Annotated in this window: 22 protein-coding genes, 1 tRNA gene and 1 pseudogene; 8 read left to right on the forward strand and 16 right to left on the reverse strand. The window is 59.9% G+C overall.

Annotated elements, in window-relative coordinates; all coding sequences use genetic code 11:
* Positions 1–72: 72 nt before the first annotated feature.
* From QN245_RS11835 to QN245_RS11855, 5 genes and pseudogenes are all read right to left on the reverse strand, one after another.
* The gene (locus QN245_RS11835) at positions 73–2,646 is read right to left on the reverse strand and encodes an XVIPCD domain-containing protein (RefSeq protein WP_317843261.1); all 2,574 of its coding nucleotides are present in this window, start codon (positions 2,644–2,646) and stop codon (positions 73–75) included.
* A 35-nt stretch (positions 2,647–2,681) separates the two neighbouring features.
* Complete coding sequence (locus QN245_RS11840; protein WP_317843262.1) at positions 2,682–3,341, reverse strand: DUF1629 domain-containing protein; 660 nt, start codon at positions 3,339–3,341, stop codon at positions 2,682–2,684.
* A 114-nt stretch (positions 3,342–3,455) separates the two neighbouring features.
* Positions 3,456–4,139, reverse strand: coding sequence for a thermonuclease family protein (locus QN245_RS11845; protein ID WP_317843263.1), 684 nt, complete (start codon positions 4,137–4,139; stop codon positions 3,456–3,458).
* Between the two features lie 108 nt (positions 4,140–4,247).
* Positions 4,248–4,447 (reverse strand): annotated as a pseudogene (locus QN245_RS11850) (hypothetical protein).
* Between the two features lie 69 nt (positions 4,448–4,516).
* Positions 4,517–4,999 (reverse strand): JAB domain-containing protein, encoded by a 483-nt coding sequence (locus QN245_RS11855; RefSeq protein ID WP_317843264.1) that lies wholly within the window; start codon positions 4,997–4,999, stop codon positions 4,517–4,519.
* Positions 5,000–5,483: 484 nt separating this feature from the next.
* Here QN245_RS11855 and QN245_RS11860 point away from each other — a divergent pair, with 484 nt between their 5' ends.
* On the forward strand, positions 5,484–5,867 hold the full coding sequence (locus QN245_RS11860) for a hypothetical protein (RefSeq protein WP_317843265.1): 384 nt from the start codon (positions 5,484–5,486) through the stop codon (positions 5,865–5,867).
* Positions 5,868–5,888: 21 nt separating this feature from the next.
* Here the strand turns inward: QN245_RS11860 and QN245_RS11865 are convergent, their stop codons facing one another.
* The gene (locus QN245_RS11865) at positions 5,889–6,350 is read right to left on the reverse strand and encodes a hypothetical protein (RefSeq protein WP_058358372.1); all 462 of its coding nucleotides are present in this window, start codon (positions 6,348–6,350) and stop codon (positions 5,889–5,891) included.
* A 374-nt stretch (positions 6,351–6,724) separates the two neighbouring features.
* Between QN245_RS11865 and QN245_RS11870 the strand changes: the two genes are divergently transcribed.
* The 3 genes from QN245_RS11870 to QN245_RS11880 all read left to right on the forward strand — a co-directional run bounded on the left by QN245_RS11870 (position 6,725) and on the right by QN245_RS11880 (position 12,478).
* Positions 6,725–8,122, forward strand: coding sequence for a site-specific integrase (locus QN245_RS11870; protein ID WP_317843266.1), 1,398 nt, complete (start codon positions 6,725–6,727; stop codon positions 8,120–8,122).
* A 196-nt stretch (positions 8,123–8,318) separates the two neighbouring features.
* On the forward strand, positions 8,319–10,649 hold the full coding sequence (locus QN245_RS11875; protein WP_317843267.1) for an AAA family ATPase: 2,331 nt from the start codon (positions 8,319–8,321) through the stop codon (positions 10,647–10,649).
* Complete coding sequence (locus QN245_RS11880) at positions 10,646–12,478, forward strand: UvrD-helicase domain-containing protein (RefSeq protein ID WP_317843268.1); 1,833 nt, start codon at positions 10,646–10,648, stop codon at positions 12,476–12,478. Before QN245_RS11875 ends, QN245_RS11880 begins: the two co-directional genes overlap by 4 nt.
* A 58-nt stretch (positions 12,479–12,536) precedes the next feature.
* Here the strand turns inward: QN245_RS11880 and QN245_RS11885 are convergent, their stop codons facing one another.
* On the reverse strand, positions 12,537–12,773 hold the full coding sequence (locus QN245_RS11885) for a hypothetical protein (RefSeq protein ID WP_317843269.1): 237 nt from the start codon (positions 12,771–12,773) through the stop codon (positions 12,537–12,539).
* Positions 12,770–13,114, reverse strand: coding sequence for a helix-turn-helix domain-containing protein (locus tag QN245_RS11890; protein ID WP_317843270.1), 345 nt, complete (start codon positions 13,112–13,114; stop codon positions 12,770–12,772). Before QN245_RS11890 ends, QN245_RS11885 begins: the two co-directional genes overlap by 4 nt.
* A gap of 111 nt (positions 13,115–13,225) precedes the next feature.
* On the opposite strand from QN245_RS11890, the gene QN245_RS11895 reads away from it, so the two are divergent.
* The 4 genes from QN245_RS11895 to QN245_RS11910 all read left to right on the forward strand — a co-directional run bounded on the left by QN245_RS11895 (position 13,226) and on the right by QN245_RS11910 (position 15,831).
* On the forward strand, positions 13,226–13,996 hold the full coding sequence (locus QN245_RS11895) for a hypothetical protein (protein ID WP_317843271.1): 771 nt from the start codon (positions 13,226–13,228) through the stop codon (positions 13,994–13,996).
* Between the two features lie 49 nt (positions 13,997–14,045).
* Positions 14,046–14,360, forward strand: a complete 315-nt coding sequence (locus tag QN245_RS11900) for a hypothetical protein (RefSeq protein ID WP_317843272.1) — start codon at positions 14,046–14,048, stop codon at positions 14,358–14,360.
* Positions 14,357–14,725, forward strand: a complete 369-nt coding sequence (locus QN245_RS11905; RefSeq protein WP_425612864.1) for a hypothetical protein — start codon at positions 14,357–14,359, stop codon at positions 14,723–14,725. The genes QN245_RS11900 and QN245_RS11905 overlap by 4 nt, the downstream gene beginning before the upstream one ends.
* A 365-nt stretch (positions 14,726–15,090) precedes the next feature.
* A complete protein-coding gene (locus QN245_RS11910) occupies positions 15,091–15,831 on the forward strand; it encodes a DNA/RNA non-specific endonuclease (RefSeq protein ID WP_317843273.1) in 741 nt (246 codons plus the stop codon).
* Between the two features lie 113 nt (positions 15,832–15,944).
* On the opposite strand, the gene QN245_RS11915 is transcribed toward QN245_RS11910, so the two are convergent.
* From QN245_RS11915 to alaS, 8 genes are all read right to left on the reverse strand, one after another.
* The gene (locus QN245_RS11915) at positions 15,945–16,280 is read right to left on the reverse strand and encodes a hypothetical protein (protein ID WP_317843274.1); all 336 of its coding nucleotides are present in this window, start codon (positions 16,278–16,280) and stop codon (positions 15,945–15,947) included.
* A 373-nt stretch (positions 16,281–16,653) separates the two neighbouring features.
* On the reverse strand, positions 16,654–17,124 hold the full coding sequence (locus QN245_RS11920) for a hypothetical protein (protein ID WP_317843275.1): 471 nt from the start codon (positions 17,122–17,124) through the stop codon (positions 16,654–16,656).
* A 190-nt stretch (positions 17,125–17,314) separates the two neighbouring features.
* The gene (locus QN245_RS11925; protein ID WP_317843276.1) at positions 17,315–17,719 is read right to left on the reverse strand and encodes an H-NS histone family protein; all 405 of its coding nucleotides are present in this window, start codon (positions 17,717–17,719) and stop codon (positions 17,315–17,317) included.
* A gap of 768 nt (positions 17,720–18,487) precedes the next feature.
* Positions 18,488–18,919 carry a hypothetical protein gene (locus tag QN245_RS11930; RefSeq protein WP_317843277.1) on the reverse strand — a complete coding sequence of 144 codons (432 nt, stop codon included), beginning with the start codon at positions 18,917–18,919 and terminating at the stop codon, positions 18,488–18,490.
* 107 nt (positions 18,920–19,026) lie between these two features.
* Positions 19,027–20,487, reverse strand: coding sequence for a DUF6538 domain-containing protein (locus QN245_RS11935; protein WP_317843278.1), 1,461 nt, complete (start codon positions 20,485–20,487; stop codon positions 19,027–19,029).
* An 81-nt stretch (positions 20,488–20,568) separates the two neighbouring features.
* Positions 20,569–20,661, reverse strand: a tRNA-Ser gene (locus QN245_RS11940).
* A gap of 82 nt (positions 20,662–20,743) precedes the next feature.
* Positions 20,744–20,959 (reverse strand): carbon storage regulator CsrA, encoded by a 216-nt coding sequence (gene csrA, locus QN245_RS11945; RefSeq protein WP_160964895.1) that lies wholly within the window; start codon positions 20,957–20,959, stop codon positions 20,744–20,746.
* Positions 20,960–21,095: 136 nt separating this feature from the next.
* Positions 21,096–23,747 (reverse strand): alanine--tRNA ligase, encoded by a 2,652-nt coding sequence (gene alaS / locus QN245_RS11950; protein WP_317843279.1) that lies wholly within the window; start codon positions 23,745–23,747, stop codon positions 21,096–21,098.
* Between the last annotated feature and the right edge of the window lie 51 nt (positions 23,748–23,798).

Below are 23,798 nucleotides of genomic sequence, written 5' to 3' on the forward strand. Positions count from 1 at the left end.
AAGCCATCAACTACATGTGACTGATTAGACTGAAATTTTCCAATCTCAGAAAACGAAACAAAACCACGGTATCTACAGCGTCATCCTTGACCCTTGTTCCTGACGATGGGTCTGCTGCTGGGTCTGCTCCAATGCCTGCTGGCGCACCTGATCCTGCTTGATGACCTCCGCCTGCTGGAGGTTCTGCTCTGCAGGCTGCTGGGCCGCTTCCCGCCCATCCACCCGCGCATGAAAAAACGGCGCCTTGTCGCCAAAAGGCGCGTAGACCGCCAGCACGTTCTCGGCCCCGTCCTTGCCCAGCGCTCCGGTCACCCGGTCCACTCGCTTCACCAATGGGTCCTCGGCCTGCTGCTTGTAAAGCGCCGCGGTAACGTTCCGGCTTTCCTCTTCGTTCCAGTTCCTCGTCCCGCTGACCCAGGAATGGATCGTCTGGTAGGTGGAGTGGTCCGGGTGCGCAGGGTTGTCGGCCAGCATCGGCCCCTGCGCCCCCTTCTCCTGAGCCGGTTCGGCCTCCGGCTCTTTGCTTCGGCTCGGCGCGGTCACCGAGACCGTCGCCAGCGTCGGCACGTGCGCCATGGCCGGCTGGCCCAGCTCGGCCTTGGCTTGGCGCAATTCCTCAGAAGTGGTAACCGCGACCTGATGGGCCACCCCGTCCTGGCCGACCTTGTAATGCGCTATTGGGCTGTCGTAGCCATATTGGCCTTGCTCGTTGGGCTTCAACTTCTGAATCGTCGGACCGGTGAGGCCTTCGGCCTCCTTGGTCCGCTGCGTGGCGAGTTCCACTGCCTGCAGGTTGTGCTCCTGCGCGTTGAGGTCGACGCCAGCGGCTCGATACCGATGCAGGAGCTCGTTGTGCTCCATCTGCGCCGCCGTGGGCGCTGGGCGAGCCTCAATGGCCGCCAGCGTCTCCTGAGCACGCTCCAGCGAGGGCTGGCGCATCTGGTTCGTGAGCTCCAGCTCCGCCGCCAGGTTGCCGGCAGCCGCCCCGTCCTTGCCGAGCCACTGCCCGGCCTCGTTGCGCTGGTAGGTCTGGCCGTCGTGGCCTTGCACCCGGTCTTGCTTGGCACGAGCACTTTCCACGGCGGCAGGAACGCCCACCCCATAGTCCTGCCCGCGCTGGGCCGCATGGCTCTCCAGGTAGGCCTGGGCGATGGCCTCGCGACCGTTGGCGATGTTGTTTTCGATGCGCGCCAGGGCTTCCTGGTTCAGGCGCTGCGTCTGCTCTGCGCTCGCGAACTGGGGCTCGTAGACACCCCGGTCGTTGGCGCCGTCCACACCGGTCTTGACCTGGCGCTCCCACTTCTCCGTGTCCGGATTGCGGTGCCAGTTCTGATTGTCCAACCCAATCCGATCGCCGGGCTGGGCCGGCAGGTCGAACGGATCCTGCGGCCGGGGCACCTTCCCCAGCGCGAACTCGACAGCTTTGGCATTGGCCATCGCGCCCAGTTCCTGGGACTTGGCATAGCTGGCGACCACGTCTTGCTCGACCGCCTTGCCCTGCCCTTCTTGGAGCTGGCCTTGGCGCTCCCAGTTGCGGCCGTTGAATTGCCAGTCCACGCCGGACCGATCGGTCTGGTGGAAGATGTCGCGGTTCTCTTTGAGGTCGACGGCCTTGTCGAAGGCCTTGCTCATCAAGACAGCATCGCCCACCACCAGGGCCGCGGGCACAAAGCCGCCGCTGCTACCCAGCGCGGCCGCCGTGGACGCGCCGCCGGCCCAGCCGCCCACGTTGCGCGCAACGGCGCGATTGACCTCCGACTGCGCAGCGGTGAGGTTGCCCTGCTCCATCAGCGCAGACGCCGTGCGGGCGGTCATGACCGCATCCGCGCCCGTGGCCAGGAGTCCGCCGGCACGCGTAAGGCCGCGGGCGGACGCCTCGCCCATCAACAGCTCCATGGCGACTTCGCCACGCTGTCCGCGCGGCACGCGAATGTTCTGGGCGGCTTCCGGACCCAGCACCTGCTCGACCTTGAGAATGCCCTGCTCGGACAAGACCACACGCCCATCGTGATGGGCATTGGCGATGGCGAGCGACAACCCGCTGCGTTGAAGCTGGATATCCCCGCCTCGAACGATCGCGGCGTTGCTGACCTGGATTTGGTTGAGCGTGGTGACGATGCGCGACTCGGAATGCGCGACGGCACCCCAGCCGTGGTCCACCCCCGTGAAGCCCTTCAAGGCCTCGACCTGCTGAGAGTGGGTCTGATAGTAGGCGGGGATGTCTTTGAAGAACTGACGGACTCTCTGGCTCGTCTGCGTCGGAAGTTCGCCTACTGGCGTGTTGGTGTTCAAGTCGCCATTGATCAGCCCGACCTTGACCGTATCGCGCAGTTGCTCCACACGTTTGGCGACCCGATCCATCGCACCAGGGTCACCCATCAAAGCAGCTTGACCATCCCGCGTCGATTGGATGCGGTTCAACCGTTCAAGCATGCCCTTCTGGTATTCCGCCAAGGGACCGCCACTGTGTGGGGTCACCCCAAGCGCGTCAGCCAGTTGAGGACTGGCTGGCAGGAACAAACGGTTCTCAGGGGCATGGATATGAAACTTCCCGACCTCTTGCAACTTCGCCAACAGCTCGCTGTTCTTCAGCGTCTGCTGTTCGATGTTGTGATGGTCTTGGAAAAGCGTCCGATAGTTCGCCATGGATCAGGCTCCTTCCTTGCTGCCCGTGTTCGCAATCAGCAGTTCACAACGTCGTAAAACCAAAGCCCATTGGACTTGCTGGGCGTAACAATACCCGCCGCTTCAACGGCCTCCTTGAACGCTCTATCGCAGAAGACACCACCATGGAAAGCCAACCTAAAAACATGCGCCGAACCCAACACATCCCGCCTGAAGGCCAGACGGATGTCGCCGGTGAGGTCGTAGTATTTCCCGGTCTCAAATTCGTCACTGATTTCAATGTTGAGCTGGGAAGCCTCTTCATCCAAGGCATCCAATGTGCTGACGACGTCGCAGAGGAAGACAGTCGGCCCCTTGGATCCATCGGCCAAACGATAGTCGACCTCAGCAAAAGCGAAGGCCTCCGCATCCACTGACTCCATCACGCGACGCAGTCGGTCGGAAACCAACCAATAGCCGCTGAAGCCGCCCTCTAGATCTTCAGGCAGCGCGCCCTCGCTAGGGTGGTAAACCAGGCGCGGGGTTTCGCGCAATGGCGGGAACCCACCTTCCGTTGGCTTCACGATGAGGCGCGGCGGCGTTCGCAGCACACTCTCATTTTCAAAGACCACTCCGTGGCCTTTGCCTCCACGCCGAGCATCCGGCTGCAGCTGGAAGAACTCGCCCTTCTTAGGCTGATTTGCCATCTTGGTTTCCATGCGTTGCACCCCGTCCATAGGCTCACGTCTATCGATTACTGTGATCGGAGTCTAGCGCCATCGTCCGCAACTTGGGCAGACAAATGGGAAGGGCCCCGCCTCTGCTGTGGCCGCCCGGCTGCGTCCAAGAGCTCAGCGCTGTGCCGGCTGCCACCCTGCCCGTGCGGCCTCCTCGGGGCGGCAGAACATGCGCTCGCCACGGCTCAGATCGATGCTGGTGCGCTCGTAGTCCCGCTGGCCTGGCACGTGGTAGATCTTCTTGCCCTGACGGGAGATGTTGCCCTTGATGCGGCATCCGCTGGGCATGGGTGGCGTGGCCACCTGGGCTTGGCGGGCGGCCTGATCGCGCTTCGCGCGCCGGTAGTCGGCGGGCATCTGGAAAGGTCCTTGCCAGAGGTTCCGCTGGTGCTGGCGCGCGTCGGCTTCGTCCGCGATGAACGCCGTGGCGTATTGGCGATATGCGACCGCCCAGCCTGAGCGCACCATCCAGCCGTTGACGGACTGCCCTTGGACGAAGCACTCCGCGACCACCCGGCCATAGCGGTCCGTGTCCTTGGGTTGGCATCGAACGGTCTTGTCCAGTACGTAGCTGTCCAGCGCGGCGGCGGCCCGCCGGCCACAGGGCCAGGAGCGTCCGTCCTTGGTGGTGCATTGCTGGGTGCTTTCCGGGGCATCGATGCCCCACAGGCGGATGCGCTGCTTCTCCACCGTGAGGGTGTCCCCGTCCGTGACCGTCGCGCGACCGACCAACTCTGCTGCCACGCCAGGAATCGAAGCAAAAAACAAAGACAGAACCAACAAACCCTTCAACGCCATCAACAACGACTTCCTCTACGCGCACGCTCTGGTGGCGAGCGCCAGTTTAAACAGGGCCAGACACTTTAGCGGAAGCGGGGAACGGGCGCCGGCCAACTCGCCAGTTCTTCAATCCCGACTTACGTTCCTGGCGTGGTCGCCTTCGGTCTCATCTACGACAACGAAGTTGCTCACCAGCCAGCCGTATGCTCGCTGAGCGCATCGGCGATCCCCTCTTCGCTCTCGCATTCGACTGTGGCTTCGGCCGGCAACGCAGGACGCTTGCCATCGGTCTCCCAGACAATCCCTCGCACGTGAAACGCTTTCATTCCTGCTCCATGGATGTGCATCTGCCTTGGCAGTCTAGCTTCGGCAGACCGCATAGGTGAAGGGGCGGGCTATGCCCACCCCCTGCTTGCCAGGCTGGTGTGCTGGTGGCCGCCGATGATCAGGTGGTCGAGGACTCGGATGTCGAAGAGGCGAAGCGCTTGCTTCAGGCGCTCGGTGACCTGGCGGTCAGCGTCGCTGGGCTCCGGGTTTCCGCTCGGATGATTGTGGAAGAGAATGACCGCGGCAGCGTTGAGGTCCAAAGCGCGCTTGGCGACGACTCGGTTGTGGACTTCGCATCCGTCGACGGTTCCAGTGAACAGGTGTTCGACGGCCAAGATGTGATGTTTGGTGTCGAGGAAGATGACGCCGAAGACTTCGTGAGGCAGGTGGGCGTAGCGGGCGACGAGGTAGCTGCCGGCGTGGATGGGGTTGTGGATCCGGCCTTGCCGCTGGAGGCGACGCTCCAAGATGCTAGCGGCGGCGAGCAAGATGCCCTCCTCGTCCATCTGGAGTTGGTATTGGGCCGTGCGGTCCTTGGTGCTGCGCTTCATCGGTTCTTCTCCACCAGCGCGTTGTGCGCCTCGTGGGAACCGGCAGGCGAAGCGTTAGGCTCGACAGCACCCGGGAGTGAGCACCGTTAGGCGCGCAGCGGAGGGCCGCAACAGAGCGCCAGCGCCGAGGAGGAGGCTCGCCCTTGCGGTCGGGACAGCGAAGCTAGGATTCCCTTCGAGAGGCCCAGCGCTGGTGGATAGCAATGATGTGCGGCTCCCCTGCCCGCGATTGAAAAGCCAAGGGGACTTGAGTGCTGCGCGCGTGCAACTTTTGCCCACCGTCCTCGCACACGTTGGCGACTGCTGGCTTGCTGTTGCCGTGAGCGACCGCTCACTGAGAGTGCTCATGCCCACAGCATTCAAGTTCGATAGTCTCTGGTGCGCATCTCAACCGTGGATTGCATAGCTGTGGGACACTCGGGCCATCTTCAGAGGCACCATCTCCATGCGAATCCACCAACGAAAAGCTGTCCCGGCCTCTTGGATGAGAGTGAAGCTATTTGCAGCGCTGACGGCCGCCTCACTTGCAGGGTGCGCGGCAAGTAATCAGGTCGCGAGCCATCCCGTTGAAGGCCCTGTTCGCCTGGGAGAGATTGCGGCGGTTGATGGCCCCAGGGTGCGCGCCGACCGCGTCATCGAGGACAGCCGTTGCCCAGCCGACATTCAATGCATCCAGGCGGGCCGGCTGGTCGTTAGGGCAACCGTATTCGGTGGCGGCTGGTCCAAAGAGGTTGACGTCACGCTGGGCGTCCCGGTGCCAGTTGCCGATGGCATGTTGACGCTGGTCGACGCCACGCCCGTGCCCATCAGTGGGGAGACCGCCGCGTCCGCAGCTCGCTTCACCTTCAAATTTCAGGGCGGCCGTTAGGCCCAGGAGATGCCTGGCTCCTCATTGCTCGGCTGGGTCTTGGTAAGCCCCTCGATCCCAAGAGCGATAGCGCCAGGGCACGACGTCTTCAAGGAAGGTGATGCGGGGACTTGGAAGGTTGCCGAACCCTGCCAGGCTGGCGCGCAGCCTCTCGGCCTGAGCCTCAGGGACAAAGAGCCAGGGCCTGACTATCCAGTCCAGCGGCACGCCGCTATCGCGAGCCAGTGCCGCCCTAACTCCAGGCCAGTGTTCGTTCCACGACTTCAACCGAGCCAAGAGCGAAGGCGCCCGGGCTGCGTAGGTGATCTCGCAAAGGTAGCCGGCCCGCTCCTTGAAGCTCACAGCCACCGCGTCGCAATACCAATGCGGGCCGCTGGTGTCCGGGTTGGCGCCCTCGTTGAGCTGGATGCAGCACTGGCTGTTAACGAACAACGCTCGATCCGCCCTCAGGTAGTCGAGCACCACGCCTTCAAAGTGATCCATGTTCGCAACTGCTTTTGCCGTTATTCGAAGGATAGATTTTTCCAAAAATAATCAAAACAAAGCAAAATAAACTAACTTTAAAATAGCTAACATTTATCTTATATTAAGCTTCAGTCACTCAATTTTAGCCGATTTAGTTAGCTTATTTATCACTAACAGTACGGAATTGACTGCGAGGGACCGACCAACATTTTCTTGAAACCATTTGATTACAAGGTTATTCAACAGGTGAGGACCGGCGAACCAGCTAATCGCCCATCGGGAGATCCCAATGCCTGAGATTTTAATCGACACTGCAAATTTTTGCGTCGCCCCCATTGACGAATTCGCGCCGTGTTTTATCCCTACTTCCATCTTACCGATGGAAGTGACCCATGACCGCTCTACCCTCCGCAGCACTCAACGATTACATTGATTCGCCATTCGGCTTCCTGCATTTGGAAGGCATCCACATCGGTCGGTTCCGCATCGACCTCGCCATCATCCGAGGCCGGGAAGCGGCCATCAACTTGCAAGAATGCATCCTTTCGGCGCTCGACGAAACCGGTCGAAAAAGCGACCTGGAAAACGGCACGCGCTATCCCGCGTTGCCCATGCGCACGCCGTCGCGCCCTTTGGCCAAAGAGATCGAAGACCACCTGGAAGACATGCGTCGCCGCCAGCTCGACCCGAAGACGGTCTTGGCCACCGAGCGCACGTTGAAGCTACTGCTATTGACCTGCGGCAACATTTCCGCGGCTCGGGTGGACTACCACCACATCCAAGCGCTCTGGACACTGCTGCGCTGGGCTCCAAGGAACTTGGTGTCGGATCCGCTGCTGAAGAATCTCACCTTTGACGAAGCCATCGCCATGGGCAAAGAGCAAGACGTGCAGCCGCTGGCCCCGGCCACCGAAGAGCGCCACCGCCGGTTCCTGGTCGCGTTCTTCAACCACCTGGTCAACGGGCAAGCCATCGTCTCTTCGCCCATGAAAGCATTCCGGAAGCCCAAGGATGACAACACCATCGATCCAGACAAGGCCATCCGGTTGTTCGAAGATGAGGATCTTCAAACCATCTTTGACCCCACCACCTTCGTGCGTTGGGCGAAGAAGCCGCAGTATTGGTGGGCACCAATGATCGGCCTCTACACAGGCGCGCGAGTCAACGAGGTCTGTCAGTTGAAGTTGACCGACATCATCCAGGAACGCGGCATCTGGTGCATCGCCTTTCAGAAGACGGTGGACAAGGACTTGGCTGCCGATCCGAAGAAGACGCGACGCAGCCGACAAAGCATGAAGGGCAGTGGATGCATGCGCATCATCCCTATCGCCAAGCCGCTCTTGGAGGCGGGCTTCCTGGAGTTCGTGGAGGACATGAAGGCCACCGGCCATGCCCGACTGTTCCCCCTACTCTCTGCCGGCGTGAACCGGAAGACCGGGGAAACGAATGCACGTTATAGCCAGCAGTTCGTCGTGGACTTTGGCCGCTACCTGAAGGGACTGGGGTTTCCCAAGGGCATCGGATTCCATGCCTTTCGCCACACCCTGGCCACCGAACTCGATGCCAACGACGTTCCAGAAAAGGAGATTGCTCTGGTCACGGGCCACAGCACCGATCACCGCGACCGGGTTCAAGTGCTGCGCAAGCACTACCTCCACAAGAAGCCGCAGGTGACGCGCAGCAAGCAGATCAGCGCTCTGGAGCTGTATCAGCCCAACGTGGAGTTGCCGCGCTACCAGCGGGGACAGTTCGCTTCGTGCTTGGCCGACCAGAGCAAGTTTTACCCCTAGCTTGCTGCAAGCTGTCCAAATCGCATGGGCTCTTTTAGAGTCTCGCTACTTAGAGTTGGTATTGGGCGGCACTTCCCTGGGGGAGCGATGCCCAGTAAAGTCCATACGAATATCCGCAGGGCCCAAAGGCCTTGCGCCTATGGGTTTGGCGTCACAAGGCCACCATAACGCTTTGCCTTCAGGAAGGAGGGGGACGATGCGCATCGACTTTATAGAAGTAGCGAACTTTCGGAAGCTGCTTGCCACAAGGATCGATATTGCTAAGGAATCAACGGTCTTTGTGGGAGCTAATAACAGCGGAAAGACATCAGCGATGGTTGCTATGAGGCACTTCCTTGTGAACCAACGCGACTTCAACATTAATGACTTCACATTGAGTCATTGGCCGACCATAAATGAGTTAGGTAACGCTTGGGAAGCAGAATCTGAGAATGACGAAGCCATAGAGTTCGACTGGGGTGCGATCTCGCCATCATTGGATGTTTGGCTTCAAGTTCCTGACAACCAACTACATTACGTCCAAGGGCTCCTGCCCACATTGGATTGGGACGGCAGCGCTATCGGCGTCAGACTCCGATACGAGCCAAAGAACGCTGAAGATCTTAAGCGCGAATACCTCAACGCAAGGTCCGCCACCAAGAGTGTGATGGCAGCGGCCGCCGGCTCGGACGACAGTAATGATGAGCCCTTTTCGCTGTGGCCAAAGTCGATGATTGAGTTCCTATCACGAAGGCTTCGTTTTACCTTTGAAGTTAAAGCCTATCTTCTGGATCCAGCGCTACTGGAGGAGCCAGAAGACGGATGCGCCAACCCGCAGATCCTACACGCAGACAGTGAGCCGCTCAAAGGAGACCCGTTCAAGGGACTGATAAGAATCGACGAGATTAGCGCGCAACGTGGACTCGGATTTGCCGCATCCAGCAGCACAAGCGGCGACAACATGGATGCTGAAATTTCTCGCTTTGGAAAGAAGCTTTCTACTCAGCTCCGCAATTACTATTCGCAACATCTGGACCCCTCTGACCAACCTGAAGAAAAGGATCTAAAGGCACTTCAGGCCCTACACCAGGCCAGGGTTGACTTTGGCAAGCAGCTTTCGGAATCGTTCAAGTCAGCTCTTGAGGAACTTGAGAACGTGGGCTATCCGGGCTTGACTGATCCAAAACTTCGGCTCGCTGCTGACCTTCGCCCCCTCGATGCCCTGAACCATGGTTCGGCTTTGCACTACGAGGTCCCCACACACTTGGCCGAGGTAGGTTTCTCCAACCGATTGCCTGAGGACTCGAACGGACTGGGCTACCAGAACCTTGTTTCGATGGTATTCGCGCTGATGAGCTTCCGCGACAGGTGGATGCGAGTCGGGAAGGCGTCGAAACAAGCTTGGTCGGCAGAGGACAACATTCCCCCGCTCCACTTGGTCTTGGTAGAGGAGCCAGAGGCCCATCTCCACGCTCAGGTTCAACAGGTTTTCATCGCCCATGCCTACGCAGTGCTCCGAAAGCATGAAAGCTTGGGCAATTCCACCGAATTTCATACTCAAATGGTTGTGAGCACCCACTCCAGCCATCTGGCGCATGAAGCTGAGTTCACCTCTTTACGCTATTTCCGCCGCATGCCGGTCAAGCCTGTAAAGGGCTCCGTCCCCATCTCTCAGGTTGTCAATCTTTCAAAGATCTTTGGCACTGATGACGACACGACTCGCTTTGTGAAGCGCTACCTAAAGATCACACATTGCGATCTATTTTTCGCCGATGGAGCGATTCTCGTTGAGGGACCTGCTGAGCGAATAGTGGTTCCGCACATGGTGCACTGCCGTGAGTCTTACATCTATCTCAGGCATCGATACCTCACGTGGTTGGAAATCGGAGGTAGCCACGCTCACCGCCTTCGCCCTCTTCTTACCAAACTCGGCCTCAATACGCTAATTGTGACGGACCTAGACGCAAAGATCGCCGATGGTTCTAAAGTAATTCCTGCACGATCCGAGGGCCAGTTGTCGAGAAATCAAACAATAAAGACATGGGTTCCCATGGAGGATTCCATTGACCTATTGCTCGACATGCCGGAGGCATCCCTGACCGAAGCACATACAAGTGGATTTGGCTTTCGGGTGGCCTATCAACAGCCTGTAAAAATTGATTTTGGAGGAAGTAAAGGCGTCGAGGCGATTGCAAACACATTCGAGGACGCACTTGTATATCAGAACCTCGATTTCTTCAGATCGTTACAGGGCGCTGGATTGGCCAAGAAGATTCGGGAGTCAATTGAAAATTCGAAGAGTGCCTCTGAACTCTCTAGCAGCATACAAGCCGCATTGAAGACTGGAGATAAGGCGGAATTCTCAATGACCCTGCTCGAAAGTAGCAAACTTGATCAAGTCAGCCTTCCAGAATACATCCATAATGGCCTCTTATGGCTTATCGCTCAGCTAAAACGTAAAGAAGACGATGTTGCTGGAAAAATTCCACTGATCCCTACGCCGCTGCACAAGGATGCCGTAACGGCTGCGAGCGAGGTGACGCCGTGAAGAATCCACTCCAGTTCGACGAGAACGATATCGACAAGACGGCTGATGCAGTGATTTCTCAATGCCTGAATCCTGAGAGCCCAAGAAGCTTCTTCCTTTTTGCGGGAGCGGGGTCTGGAAAAACAAGATCCTTAGTGACGGCGCTGGAGCATGTTCAAAAAAACTGGGGTGAAGGACTTCGCCGTCAAGGAAAGCGAGTGGGCGTAATCACCTTTACAAATGCGGCATCAGACGAGATCAAGCGAAGAATTCAGTTTGATGCTCTTTTTGACGTCCGCACGATCCACAGCTTTGCATGGTCCCTGATTGAGGGACTAAATCACGACATCCGAGAATGGCTGAAGGTCAAGATAGCTGAAGACCTCGCTGAGCTACGAGCAAAGGAGGCAAAGGGCCGTGCAGGCAAGGCATCAGATGAACGCAAGTTTAAAATTGCAGCCGGCACCAAACGCCTCGAAGTCCTTCCAAAAATAAAGACCTTTATCTATAGCCCGACAGGAACTAATCGCACAAAAGACGCATTAAATCATTCTGAAGTAATTCGCATTGCAGCTCACTTTCTGCAAACAAAAGATCGGATGCAGAGCATCTTTGTTGGTCGTTATCCAATCCTCCTTGTAGACGAAAGTCAAGACACAAATAAAAACCTAATTGACGCCCTTTTTGAAGTTGAATCCAAGCAGAGCGGAGCGTTCTCACTCGGCCTGATAGGCGACACTATGCAACAGATCTACGCTGATGGAAAGGAGGACTTGGGGAAAAATTTACCTACTTCATGGAAAACGCCTGGTAAGCAAATGAATCATCGGTGTCCGAAGCGAGTCGTAGATCTCTTGAATAAGGTGCGCGCCTCAGTAGATTCGCATCAGCAAAGAGCGAGGACCGACGCAATCGAAGGAGTAGTTAGGCTCTTTATTGTCCCGTCATCTGTCGAAGGAAAAATAGACCTGGAAGACCGGATCGCAGGAGTAATGGCGGATCTAACAGGGGACGACAACTGGAGAGTGCAAGAGGCTGTTAAGACTCTTACTCTTGAACACCGAATGGCGGCGGCCAGACTAGGATGTTTAGATGTATTCGCGGCACTCTATGAGATTGACTCAACCAGTCTTTTAAATGGCACTCTGCAGCTGGCTACTTTTTTCACTGAACAAGTCTTGCCGTTGATCAAAGCACATCAAAACGACGATAGATTTTCCGTGATGCGGCTGCTGAAGGAATTCTCCCCACTGCTGACCGCCGACAAGCTCAAAGGGACGTCAGGCCAGTCACAGTTGAAGATTGCAAAGTCAGCCGTAGATGCGCTAGCCAGCCTCTGGGCAGATGGTCAAGACCCGTCCTTGCAGGACGTGCTCATACTTATTGCCGAGTTACGCCTACTGGAAGTTCCGGAACGCCTTGCAGCCCGGACTGCTGTCTCAGACGAACAGAATCATGAGGAAGAGGCCAGCGAAGACGGAGAACGCCAGAAGCGCATTGATGAATTGCTCGCAACTCCCTTTTCACAAATCGCTCCACTGGCGAGCTATCTTTCCAGAAAAGCTCGCTTTGATACCCACCAAGGGGTAAAAGGATTGGAATTCGAACGCGTCATGGTCATTATGGATGACCAAGAGGCGCGAGGCTTCATGTTCAAATATGAAGATCTTTTTGGACGAAAAACAGAAGGGAAGACCTTAGAAGCAACTAGACGACTTTTCTACGTAACGGCCAGCCGGGCCATGAAAAGCCTTGCACTCGTAGCTTATACAGAAGACGTCATGCGGGTAAAGAGATTTATACTGGAAAACGCTTGGTTCAGCGAGGACGAGGTGGTCACCATTGCCTAAATGAACTCGATGCGCCTTACCAAGCACAGACTCGCTTGTTGGCATCTCCGTGTCCACATCAGTCTTCGAAAAGGGCTGAAAGTACCAAAGCCGCTCCGGTGCAAAAAGCGCCCAAGGCGGCCCAATAATTCATGTCAGCCGAAAGGATCAGCATAGTTTTAGAAACGTGCTCTGGAGCGCCAGGAGCATACAGCAGTTCACGCTGCATCTTTGCTGACATGAACCAAAAAAATCCGGAGAGGAGAGAGCCAACTGACGCAAAGAAGATCGCAAGCTTCCATATCACCTTTTTCAACGCTCTGTCTCCGCTTTGCCCACCATATCCTTGAGGCGCTTCAACGCCTCTTTTTGCTTGGGCACTGGCAACTTGGACACGATAAGAATGACCTCCGCGAGAAGGTCTGAAGTGGCGTGGAAGTAAGCGACGGGCAAATCCAGCGCCTTCGCCAAAGCCTCCGCGGTCGCAGGATCGGGGTCATGTTGCCCCGTCTCGTAACGGCTCACGCGCGTCGCCCCTGAGACGCTGTCCACCATCCCAATGCGCTCGGCGAGTTCTGCCTGGGTCCAGCCCATGGCCATCCGCGCACTCCGCAGGCGCGTGCCGTAGACCGTGGCCGGTGTCTTGGGTTTGGGCATCGAGAAGATTGCACGAAAGCTGAATTCCCTCAGTGTGCCGCTTGGATGCTGGCTTCTCATCTGCGATTATCGTAAATGCCGCCAGGCCGGCGGTCTACAGGGGCTTTTCCTATGAAGCACGCAGGACAAGGAGCGTTCGCTGCGCTCCTGGCATTGATGCTGGTCGCTCCCACCTCCGCCCCCGCTCAGGACGGCTCCGACCCCAAGCCGGGCTTCTTCCGTCAGCTCGGCGGGAGCCTCAAGGACGCCGGCAAGCAGATGGTCGGCATCAAGCCAAACACGGGGGGCAAGTCCACCGCGCAGGCCGGCGGCTCCGGTGCCCTCTACACGCCCCTCAGCGGCGCCGGGAAGCTTCCTGGGCTCTTCAATGGCGACAACCATCAGGCTGCCCAGGCCGGCCGCTTGGAGTGGCCTCGAGTCGCGCTGACGTTCACCGAGTGGGGCGTTTCCCTGCCTTGCTGGACGGTGGAAGCGCGTATCTGGACCGGCCCCGCGACCTCGAGCACGGAGACCTTCCGCGCCTGCGCCGACGCCCCGCTGACCGACACCGATGACCTGGGCGAGACGGCCGAGCTCAACACCTCTGCTCTCTGGAAGGGACGCGACACGCTCAACGGTGTCCGGGTGCCGCCCAGCAAAGCGAACACCGGTGCCCAGCGCTCCACCGGCCCCAACCCGCCGGCCCAGCCCTTCGTGGTCAACGTGAGCCGGCCCGGCGTTGCCGATCGCGCGGTCGACGTCGCCCTGCGCGTGGCCTGGGTCTCGGGCTTCCTCCAGACCGCGGATCTCCATCCGGGGGCCAGCGGCCTGCTGACGCCGTTCAAGGACAGCCGACTCTGGATCGCGGGGTTCAAGCCGGACGGCAACCGCGACAAGCAGTAGTCCCTGACCTCTCCCGCTTCCCCATCACCATCCCTCAGCAAGGAACGACATGAAAAATGCATGGATCGGCCTGGTCGCATCGACCATGGCCCTGGGCCTGACCGCCTGCAGCGGCAAGCCATCGAGCGACAACGCCAAGCAGGCGTTGGCCGCCCTGCTCCAGCAGAGCGGCGCCGGGCGAGTGAGCGACATTCGCGACTTCGAGTTGACCGGCTGCACCAAGGCAGAGGATGCCGACGGCTACCGCTGCGATACCCGCGGCCAAGTGGTCCTGGACATCGCCGGCAGGCAGGTCCCCGTGCCGGTCAACAAGAACTTGCGCTATGCCAAAGCTGACGGCAGCTGGAGGGCCTACGCCAAATGACGACCCATCCTGATCCGATGGCCCCTGCGTCGATGGGCGTGGTCCACCCGCTTCCCGGCGCCAATGCGCCGCGTGCTGCGCCCAAGAAAGTGCTGACGCCCCACAACCGCTTCTTCTGGTGGTTCTCGCTCAGCCTGCTCTTCCTGGGCCCGTTCGGCTTCCTCGTCGGGCCTCTGATGGCCCGGCGAGGCCTACGGAAAGCAGAGCGCCTCTACCCGGGCGCCGCCTACATGGCTCGGCAGCGCGACCAGGGCTTCACCTGGGCCCAGTGGTGGGTGATGACGCCGCTGGTCCTGACGATGGGCATGGCCGCCATGGCCGTGCTGAAGTGGTTGCCGATGGCGCTGATCGTGATGTGCAGTTGAACCATTGATTCGAATAGAGCAACCGCATCGAAAAAGCCCGGCCATCCGGGCTTTCTTTTTGCTCCATACCTCGCCCGCATTGCATTGTGGTGGAAGCTGTTTTACAGCGACGAAGTCTTCCGACCAAGTCACACCTTGGCCAATCCGCAGTTGACCCGCTCAGCTCGCTGTTAGATACATGTCGCAACCGCGTGCCACGTCGTGGCAAAGGGGCGCGGTTGTCGTCTCTCCCACCACACCGGCATCAAGCCGGTCTCGGCTGTCTGCTCCACCTCTGTTCAACTCGCGCGTCTCTCAACAGGCATGGCCATTGTCCGTGCGTGCTGGGTTCGTGCGGCCTGCCTAAACACATGGAGAAGTGCACTATGCGATTCCGGATCTTCCTCGCCGTCTTCCTGTTCACCACCGCCAGCGCTGCAGCGCAGGCCCAGGTCGTTACGCTCAACAAGGGCGGCTTTATCCTGACCTACGACTGCACCGAGCACACCGCCACGCGCTACGAATACTCGCTCAACGCGGACACCGGCTCCGCGGCTCGCCCCTCTGACTTCAAGCTCGACACCACGCTGCCGAGCGGATGTGGCGGCCAGACCTCGACCAAGTCCTACGCGAGCGTGCGCTCCGGCTACGATCGCGGCCACCTGGTCACGTCCAACCACATGGACTACAACGCGACCTACATCGTGCGCGCCAACCTGATGTCCAACATCGTGCCGCAGGTGTCAGGCTTCAACCAAGGCATTTGGGTGGAATCGGAAAACGTCGCTGAGTGCTATCGCGATATCCGTCCGGTCAAGGTCTACGGCGGTGTGGTTTTCGGCGACACGTCGAACGACTACTTCCTGTCCAGCCACGGCATCCGGACACCGGAATACTTCTGGAAGACCATCATCACCACCGACCCGAGCACCGGGGCCGAGAAGGCCATCAGTTGGATCATCCCGAATCAGACCGGCCTGGGCAGCCTGGACGACTACATCGTGTCGATCGCTGACCTGGAAGAGCTCATCGGCGCCAGCAACGTTGGCATCACCGCGTCGTCCGCGGTGAAGAACATGCTGCCGGCGACGACGTGGAAGCTGCCGAGCAACTGCGACCTGAGCTGATCACGCGCCGGCTTCGCAACGCGTTCACGAAAGCCCTGGGTCACCACCTGGGGCTTTCTCTTTGCTTGCGATGGACAGCTACAACGAGAAACCTCTCAATCCGAGAGGTTCAATCAACTGGCTGCGTCGCCCTTCAGCACGGCCAGCGGCTGGCCCGCAGCGGATCCAATCGGCAAGCGGGATTCGGCGCCAGGCGTGACGACGATGACGGTGATGACTTCGTCCTTCAACGAGTTGATCTGGACAAATTTCAACCCCGCTTTCTCGAAGACGTATGCCTTGAACAGCGGCGACAGGCTGACGTTTTCTTTGCCAGGGGGAATGCGCTCACCCATGCCCTCGATGACGTCGGCCGGGTTCAATGCCGACGGCTCCGCTGCCTTGGCGAGCGGGGACAACCCGGCGGCCATCATGGCCACCCCAATCACTATCGCTGAGAAGGATTTCATCGTTCGTTCCTTGAGGATGCGGCCTGGTAGACGCTACTGCTGGGCCGAAGGGGTCGCAAGCGCAGTCCAGAGGCTGGGAAAAACCGTCTACGGGATTGGACAAATGCATCCGTGAAGTCGAGCCGTGGCCCCCTCCCCGCTTGGCTGATCTCAAGCTGCAACCCAGCCAAGCGAAAAAGCAAAGGCCCCGCATGCGGGGCCTTTGATCGTCGGCGCTTAAGTGGAGGTTCTGGGCTCCGTCCCCCGGCCATGGCGGGTGAAGTGGCCTGGACGACAGATACAGGTTGCCACCAAGATCGCGGTCGTGCGATCAGTTGAAGGCTGACGGCAGCATCAGAAAACTCTTACGCGAGCCGGAGCGCGAACTACAGCACTACTCACGTGCTTTTTGCTTTACGGCATTCCGTCGCTCAAGTCCCTCCTCAAGCGCCGCAATTTTCGCTTCCTGACGCTGCACATACTTGGCCCCCTTCTTCACCCGAATGATGATGCCGATCGCATAGACGGCACACGTGTAGATGGCTAATCCAAGGATCGACACAGCTGGCGCCATCCATTTCGCTCCTCCATCCATAAAAGCGATCGTCGAATACGCCATTGCCACGCCCAAGATGGCGAAGCAGAAGAGGAGTTGAGTGAGAAGAAACGCCGCAACTTTTGCCGGATCTCGCTGAAGGCTCAACACCTTGTTTAGTTCAGCGCGATGGATTTTAAGGGTGATCCTGTCGTTCATCAGACCTAGCCGCATCCTTGCCCAACCCAACGCCCAACCACCTCCTCCGAGCAGCAAAGCAGCGACGATTCCGTTGAAAACGCTGTTCACATCCAAGTGCAGGTCACTCATAGTTATTCTCTCCCTCGCTGGTTGATTTTTCAGCCCTTGCGGCCAGCACCCCAGATTCGATGCGCGCCAGGGCATGAGTAGACAGGAGAGGGGTCGCACAGATTGAGACAGTGCTTGGGAATTTTCTCGGCTTCCCAAAGCAAGAAGCCCTGGCGATCCAGGGCTTCTTTTCAACGAACGTCCGAGACGGCTACCCCGGATACTTCGGGAACTTCTCATCGGGGTGGCTGGCCTTCCACTGCTTGTAGGCCGCCGTGCCCTCCCACGCCTTGAACGCCAGGGGAGTGCGACCGCGACCCGACCAGGTTTCCTGAGTGTGCGGAAGCCAGTATTTGGGGGCCACTTCCTTCTTGGCCTGGGCTGGACCAGCCTTGCGGCCACGGCCTGGGCTGCTGGCCCCGATGGCGACGGCCAGCTCGGCCTTCTGCTTCGGGGTGAAGTGCTCGCCGTACTGACTCAGCAGGCTCGTGATCTCCCTAAGAGCGGCGGCAGCCTGTTCTTGCCGGAGAGCGGCTTCCTGCTCTTCAAGCTTGCGGAGCTCCTCTTCGATCTTGGCCTTGGCAGAGGTGATCGATTCCAACATTTTCTTACTCATTGCATAGCAATCCTCAAGGAAGACTCAACAATACCGCATCTATAGATTGGCTCATGCTCCCACCACATGCGGCCAACCAAGAAAGTTCAATCGAGGGCTCAAAGTCATAGTCGCCGTTAGACCGAGCAACCCCGTCAATGACGGCATTCAGCGGGAGCAGAGGACTACGCCAAGCTATCTACCCCCACTCGCCATCCACATCTTGCTTTCCGGATGCGGCTGCCGCTATGCACCCGAAGCAGGAGCGCTGGCCGCCGCTTATACCTTTCTAACTCCCCTGTTTGGCGGCTTGTGAACTGACCCGCAAGCCGAAAGGCGGCTCGGCTCTACTCTGAGGATGCTCACGTTGCTAAGACCAAGGACGTTGGGCTCTCTTGGTCGGAGCCGTGGGTCATGACATGACTAAACTGTTATGCACACTTGGGCCTTCACCATGCTGAGCATGGCTGCCAATGATGCTATTTGCGCTCTATGTGCGCTAGCGTGGCAAACAAAGTATGGCTGAGCGAAAAGCGCCGCCTAAAGCAGATCTCTTAGCCGCCGAAGATATATTTACGAGTATCAGGCTTTCAATAACCCCTGATGGATTGGCCCTTGACTATCAGAAAATAGGAGTTAGCTTCCCCCCACAAATGGGCCACCTACTACCATGAAACAAATGCATTCAAAGAAAGAGGATCGGATTCTGAACGTATGGGCTTCGGCCTTAGCCGTTGCTTATGGCACCCTCGTGGTGTTCATTTTGCTCACGCAATCCGGCCATGCGACTTACCAGAAGGTAACCATATCAAGCAGAGCTTTAGCTACGCCATCTGCCGAAAAATAGATCCCGGCAAACCATATAGCCAGCCCCGAAACGCCGAAGACAGACGCCCACATCCGCGGCGACACGCTTGAGCACAGCCCCACGATCCATGACGCGACGACAAGACCTAGTACAATGAGGTTCACACGGGAATAAGGATCCACCTTGCCAGGCACGGGGACCAGTCCCGCGAACGCCGCAATAACAATGACAGCCAAGGCTACCAGGAGACGCCATCCATCTCGCGCATCTTTCGGCCAGCACTGCCATCGAGCGAACCCAGCGGGCTTTAAATCCTTCTCAGATTCGCTATCGCCATCCTTAACGGCAGTTGCTTTGTGCTCCACGTCGATTTCAGTTCCGGTATTCGGCACATTTTTCTTGTTCTCATTCACTTCAGCAATTCTCCATATCCGGCTTGCGATCTCCTTCAGGGGCCGAGGGTTAAAGTCGGAGCAGATCCGTCCCGCGCCTCACTCCGCCGCTTTAGCGATCATCTTGGTCAGCTCACCTTTAGTGCTAAATCGATAGCCCAAGTCAAAGCGGGGTGGCATGCCTCAGCCAACGCCCGCGGACTGAACTCCGTCTCATACGCATGGGCATGCTCCTGCCGGTCCGACAGCTCATGCCCCGTGTATTCCTCTCGCATCTCCCGGTGGACCCTAGCCGCCTTCAGCGCGCCAATGACCGTATCCCGGAAACTATGGTGCCCCACCCTGCCGCCGCCGCGCGCCTTGATGCCCAGCTTCACCAGATAGCGTGAGAACGCATGCTGGGTCCGGCCCGCGGGGCCGTTCTTGGCATCGAAGCTGAGCTCCGGGAAAAGCTTCGTCTCGCCGGCGGCCTTAAGGCGCGCCACACGCTCCCAGAGGCCCATCTTGATGAGGTCCGGGTGCACCGGGGTCTTTCGATCGCTGGCATCGGTCTTGAGGCTCTTGTCCTCGCCCATCCAGGTGAAGTGGAAGATCGGGAGCCCGTCCTCCTCCCGGCAATCCTCCAGCTCCAGCCTGGCCACCTCGTTGGAGCGCGCGCCGGTGTAGAGCAGGATGAGCGGGAGCCACCGCGCCGCATCGCCCTTGAGCTGCTTGAAGTTCTCCGGGTCGAAGATGCGCTTGACCTGGTCCGGGGTGAACGCCTGCGAGCCGTGGCTCTTCGCCCGCTGCTTCTTCAACTGCTTGGGCACGGAGGCGTGCCCGGAGGCCGGGTTGTCGCCTTGCGGGTAGTGCCCGGCCGTCTGCGCCCACTTGATGAAGTCTGCGCAGGCCGAGAACCGGTTGGTGATGTAAGTGATGACCCGCTTCTGCGCGGTCTCGTACAAGAACCACTCCGAGAAGTCGGTCCGCGTCAGTTCCTTCAGCATCACCGGCTGCTTGCCCTTGCCCTTGCCCTTGCGCTGGCTCGCCAAGAAGGCTTCCAGGTCCTTCAGGGCGCGGGTCTTCTGGACGATGGTCTTGGCGGTGTTCTTGCCCTGGATGCTGACCAGATACTTGTCGCGCGCAGCGGCGAGGGTCAGGCCAACGGGGCGAGCGTCACCGATGGGTTTGACGACCCGGCGCGGCGGGAACGGCGTAGACAACGGCGCCGGCGCCGGCACCGCGTGCTCCGCCGCCAGCTTCTGGAACAACGCCAAGTCGTTCTGGTCGTTGATCTCCACCTGCCCGAACGAAGCCCCGCCCGGCAGCTTTACGTCCTTGAGGATCAGCTCAAGCGACGACTTGCCCTCCAGGCTGCTCAAGAGCTCTTCCAGCTCCTTCCCCATGCTGCCGTTCCTGATGGCTGCGAAGGCCCGAGCATAGCGTTGCTGCAACAGCAACGCGTAGCCAAGCGCGGCGCGATCGCACGTCGTGCCTGCGCTGCGTTTGATGACCTTGCGTCCAAAGCGTGCCTGCAAGTCAGCAGGAACGCGCAAACGAACGTAGTAGCGGCCGGTCTCGCCGCGGGTGAGGTAGTGCGCGACTCGCATGGAAGTGTCCAAGCGAGTGTCCAAGGTGGCGAAAAAGAAAAACGCCCACAAATCGTTGATTTGCGGGCGTTTCTTTGACACTGGCGGAGTGAGAGGGATTCGAACCCTCGATAGAGCTTTTGACCCTATACTCCCTTAGCAGGGGAGCCCCTTCAGCCACTCGGGCATCACTCCGGATTTCTGCGCTGCGGATATTTCCGCGACCGGGCGCGAAGAATACCGGGTTGTGGGGTCTCAGGTAAACCCTTTCGACGCATCAATCGGCAGATTGATCGCCGCCGTGACCGCCACCGTGCGAGTTCGGCTCGTCGCCGCGCTGGATGCGCTGGTAGATCTCTTCGCGATGCACCGCCACGTCCTTCGGCGCGGTGATGCCGATACGCACTTGATTGCCCTTGACCCCAAGCACCGTCACGGTGACCGAATCGCCGATCATCAAGGTTTCGCCTACCCGGCGAGTCAGGATCAACATTTTTAGAATTCTCCAGGGAACCGGTGGGCTTCACCGGCACGGCGCCCGCGCTGCGGCACGCCCCATAATGAAAGTGAAAAGAGGGGTGATGTTACGGGAAGCCGCGCCCTGCCAGCAAGGCGCGCCGCGCGTATGTTCAGGGGAGATGTTGCTTGACCCAGGCGGGGACGCCGGCGAGTGCAGGGGCAAGGGCGGGCCCGTCCTCGCCACCACCCTGGGCGAGGTCCGGGCGGCCGCCGCCCTTGCCCGAGATCTGACCGGCGATGTGGCTCAACAGTTCCCCCGCCTTGACCCGTCCCATTGGGCTGCCGTTCACGCCGGCGACCAGGGCGACCTTGCCCTCGCTGGCGCCGGCCAACACGATCACGCTGTCGCCCAACTGCTGCTTCAGGCGGTCCATTGCCTCGCGCAGGGCCTTGGCATCAAAGCCTTCCAGCCGCACCGCCATGACCTTCACGCCGGCGACGTCGACCGCCGATCCGGCCAGGTCGGCGGTGGCACCGGACGCCAGCTTGGACTTCAGCGCCTCCAACTCGCGCTCCATGCGCTTGTACCGATCGCCGAGCTGACGGATCTTGTCGACCACGTCGTGGCTGTTGCCGCCGACCAGGTCGGCCGCCTCGCGCAGCCGGGCCTCCTCGGCCGCCACATAGTCCAGCGCGCCCTGCCCGGTCACCGCCTCGATGCGGCGCACGCCGGCGGAGACGCCGCCTTCGCTGGTGATCTTGAACAGGCCGATGTCGCCAGTCCGCCCGACATGCGTGCCGCCGCACAGTTCGGTGGAGTAGTCGCCCATCTTGAGCACGCGCACGCGCTCGCCGTACTTTTCGCCGAACAGCGCCATCGCGCCGAAATCCAGCGCTTCCTGCATGCCCATCTGATGGACTTCGACAGCGTTGTTGGCGCGGACCTGCTGATTGACCTTACGCTCGATCAGCGCCAGTTCCTCGGCTCCGATCGGCTGGAAGTGCGAGAAGTCGAAGCGCAGGCGGTCCGGCGCCACCAGCGAGCCCTTCTGCTGGACATGGGTGCCCAGCACTTCGCGCAGGGCGGCATGCAGCAGGTGCGTCGCCGAGTGATTGAGGATGGTGGCGCCACGGCGCTCGGCATCGACCTGCCCGGCGAGCACGTCGCCGAGCTTCAGGCTGCCTTCTTCCAGCGTGCCGACGTGGCCATGGAACTGGCCGGCGAATTTCTGTGTGTCGGTGACCGTCAGGCGGGTACCGGCGGCGGTCAATGTGCCGAGATCGCCGACCTGGCCACCGGATTCGGCATAGAACGGGGTCTTGTCGGTCAGCACGATCACCGCGTCGCCGGCCTCAGCCGACTGCACCGGGCGACCGTCCTTGAGCAGGGCGACCACGCGCAGGCCATCGGCCTGCAGGCTGTCGTAACCCAGGAACACGGTCGGGGCCAGGGTCGCCACCAGATCCGCCGGCAGCTGCACGCCGCCACCGAACTTGCCGGCTTCACGCGCGCGCCGGCGCTGCTCGTCCATCGCGGTCTCGAAACCCTGCTCGTCCACGCGCAGGTCGCGCTCGCGGGCGATGTCCTGGGTCAGGTCCAGCGGGAAGCCATAGGTGTCGTACAGGCGGAAAGCATCCTCGCCGGCGATCACCCCATCCTGCGCCTTGGCGGCGACGTCCTCGAAGATCTTCATGCCGGCGTCGAGGGTTTCGGCAAAGCGCTCCTCCTCGGCCTGCAGCGCACGCAGCACGGTGTCCTGGGCCGCGGCCAGTTCCGGATAGGCCTCGCCCATCAGCTCCACCAGGGTCGGCACCAGCTTGCTGAAGAACGGCTGGCGCACGCCGAGCATCCAGCCATGGCGCAGGGCGCGGCGGATGATCCGGCGCAGCACGTAGCCGCGGCCTTCGTTGGACGGCAGCACGCCGTCGACGATCAGGAACGCGCAGGCGCGGATGTGATCGGCGATCACGCGCAGCGACTTGTTCTCGAGGTCGGCGGTGCCGGTCAGCTCGGACGCCTTGCGGATCAGCGTCTGGAACAGGTCGATCTCGTAGTTGGTGTGCACGTGCTGCAGGATCGCCGCCAGGCGCTCCAGACCCATGCCGGTGTCCACGCAGGGTGCCGGCAGCGGCACCAACGTGCCGTCGGGCTGGCGATCGAACTGCATGAACACCAGATTCCAGATCTCGATGAAGCGGTCGCCATCCTCGTCGGGCGATCCCGGCGGACCGCCGGCGATGTGCGCGCCGTGGTCGTAGAAGATCTCGGTGCACGGGCCGCAGGGACCGGTGTCGGCCATCTGCCAGAAGTTGTCCGAGGCGTAGGGCGCACCCTTGTTGTCGCCGATGCGCACGATGCGCTCGGCAGGCACGCCGATCATGTCGCGCCACAGGCCGTAGGCCTCGTCGTCGGTGTGGTAGACGGTGACCAGCAGGCGCTCGGCCGGCAGCTTCCAGACCTGGGTCAGCAGCTCCCAGGCCCAGGCGATGGCGTCCTTCTTGAAGTAGTCGCCGAACGACCAGTTGCCGAGCATTTCGAAGAAGGTGTGATGGCGCGCGGTGTAGCCGACCGAATCGAGGTCGTTGTGCTTGCCGCCGGCGCGCAGGCAGCGCTGCACGTCCGCCGCGCGCACGTAGCTTCGCTTCTCGGCGCCCAGGAACACGTCCTTGAACTGCACCATGCCGGAATTGGTGAACAGCAGCGTCGGATCGTTGCCGGGCACCAGCGGTGCGGACGGCACGATGGTATGGCCCTTGCCCCTGAAGAAGTCGAGGAAGTCGCTGCGGATCTGGGAGGTGGAGAATTTGGCGGGTGCGTTCATGGGCTGGCTATAGACGAGCGGACGGGCTTCCTGGCATCCCTCTTAGATGAG

The sequence above is a fragment of the Xanthomonas rydalmerensis genome, assembly GCF_033170385.1.
In the GTDB taxonomy this organism is placed as follows: domain Bacteria; phylum Pseudomonadota; class Gammaproteobacteria; order Xanthomonadales; family Xanthomonadaceae; genus Xanthomonas_A; species Xanthomonas_A rydalmerensis.

What these genes read in the sequence shown, in the direction of transcription:
- QN245_RS11835 (WP_317843261.1), bottom strand. Translation starts at nt 2,646, where the DNA reads ATGGCGAACTATCGGACGCTTTTCCAAGACCATCACAACATCGAACAG.
- QN245_RS11840 (WP_317843262.1), bottom strand. Translation starts at nt 3,341, where the DNA reads ATGGACGGGGTGCAACGCATGGAAACCAAGATGGCAAATCAGCCTAAG.
- QN245_RS11845 (WP_317843263.1), bottom strand. Translation starts at nt 4,139, where the DNA reads ATGGCGTTGAAGGGTTTGTTGGTTCTGTCTTTGTTTTTTGCTTCGATT.
- QN245_RS11855 (WP_317843264.1), bottom strand. Translation starts at nt 4,999, where the DNA reads ATGAAGCGCAGCACCAAGGACCGCACGGCCCAATACCAACTCCAGATG.
- QN245_RS11860 (WP_317843265.1), top strand. Translation starts at nt 5,484, where the DNA reads ATGAGAGTGAAGCTATTTGCAGCGCTGACGGCCGCCTCACTTGCAGGG.
- QN245_RS11865 (WP_058358372.1), bottom strand. Translation starts at nt 6,350, where the DNA reads ATGGATCACTTTGAAGGCGTGGTGCTCGACTACCTGAGGGCGGATCGA.
- QN245_RS11870 (WP_317843266.1), top strand. Translation starts at nt 6,725, where the DNA reads ATGACCGCTCTACCCTCCGCAGCACTCAACGATTACATTGATTCGCCA.
- QN245_RS11875 (WP_317843267.1), top strand. Translation starts at nt 8,319, where the DNA reads ATGCGCATCGACTTTATAGAAGTAGCGAACTTTCGGAAGCTGCTTGCC.
- QN245_RS11890 (WP_317843270.1), bottom strand. Translation starts at nt 13,114, where the DNA reads ATGCCCAAACCCAAGACACCGGCCACGGTCTACGGCACGCGCCTGCGG.
- QN245_RS11895 (WP_317843271.1), top strand. Translation starts at nt 13,226, where the DNA reads ATGAAGCACGCAGGACAAGGAGCGTTCGCTGCGCTCCTGGCATTGATG.
- QN245_RS11900 (WP_317843272.1), top strand. Translation starts at nt 14,046, where the DNA reads ATGAAAAATGCATGGATCGGCCTGGTCGCATCGACCATGGCCCTGGGC.
- QN245_RS11905 (WP_425612864.1), top strand. Translation starts at nt 14,357, where the DNA reads ATGACGACCCATCCTGATCCGATGGCCCCTGCGTCGATGGGCGTGGTC.
- QN245_RS11910 (WP_317843273.1), top strand. Translation starts at nt 15,091, where the DNA reads ATGCGATTCCGGATCTTCCTCGCCGTCTTCCTGTTCACCACCGCCAGC.
- QN245_RS11915 (WP_317843274.1), bottom strand. Translation starts at nt 16,280, where the DNA reads ATGAAATCCTTCTCAGCGATAGTGATTGGGGTGGCCATGATGGCCGCC.
- QN245_RS11920 (WP_317843275.1), bottom strand. Translation starts at nt 17,124, where the DNA reads ATGAGTGACCTGCACTTGGATGTGAACAGCGTTTTCAACGGAATCGTC.
- QN245_RS11925 (WP_317843276.1), bottom strand. Translation starts at nt 17,719, where the DNA reads ATGAGTAAGAAAATGTTGGAATCGATCACCTCTGCCAAGGCCAAGATC.
- QN245_RS11935 (WP_317843278.1), bottom strand. Translation starts at nt 20,487, where the DNA reads ATGCGAGTCGCGCACTACCTCACCCGCGGCGAGACCGGCCGCTACTAC.
- csrA (WP_160964895.1), bottom strand. Translation starts at nt 20,959, where the DNA reads ATGTTGATCCTGACTCGCCGGGTAGGCGAAACCTTGATGATCGGCGAT.
- alaS (WP_317843279.1), bottom strand. Translation starts at nt 23,747, where the DNA reads ATGAACGCACCCGCCAAATTCTCCACCTCCCAGATCCGCAGCGACTTC.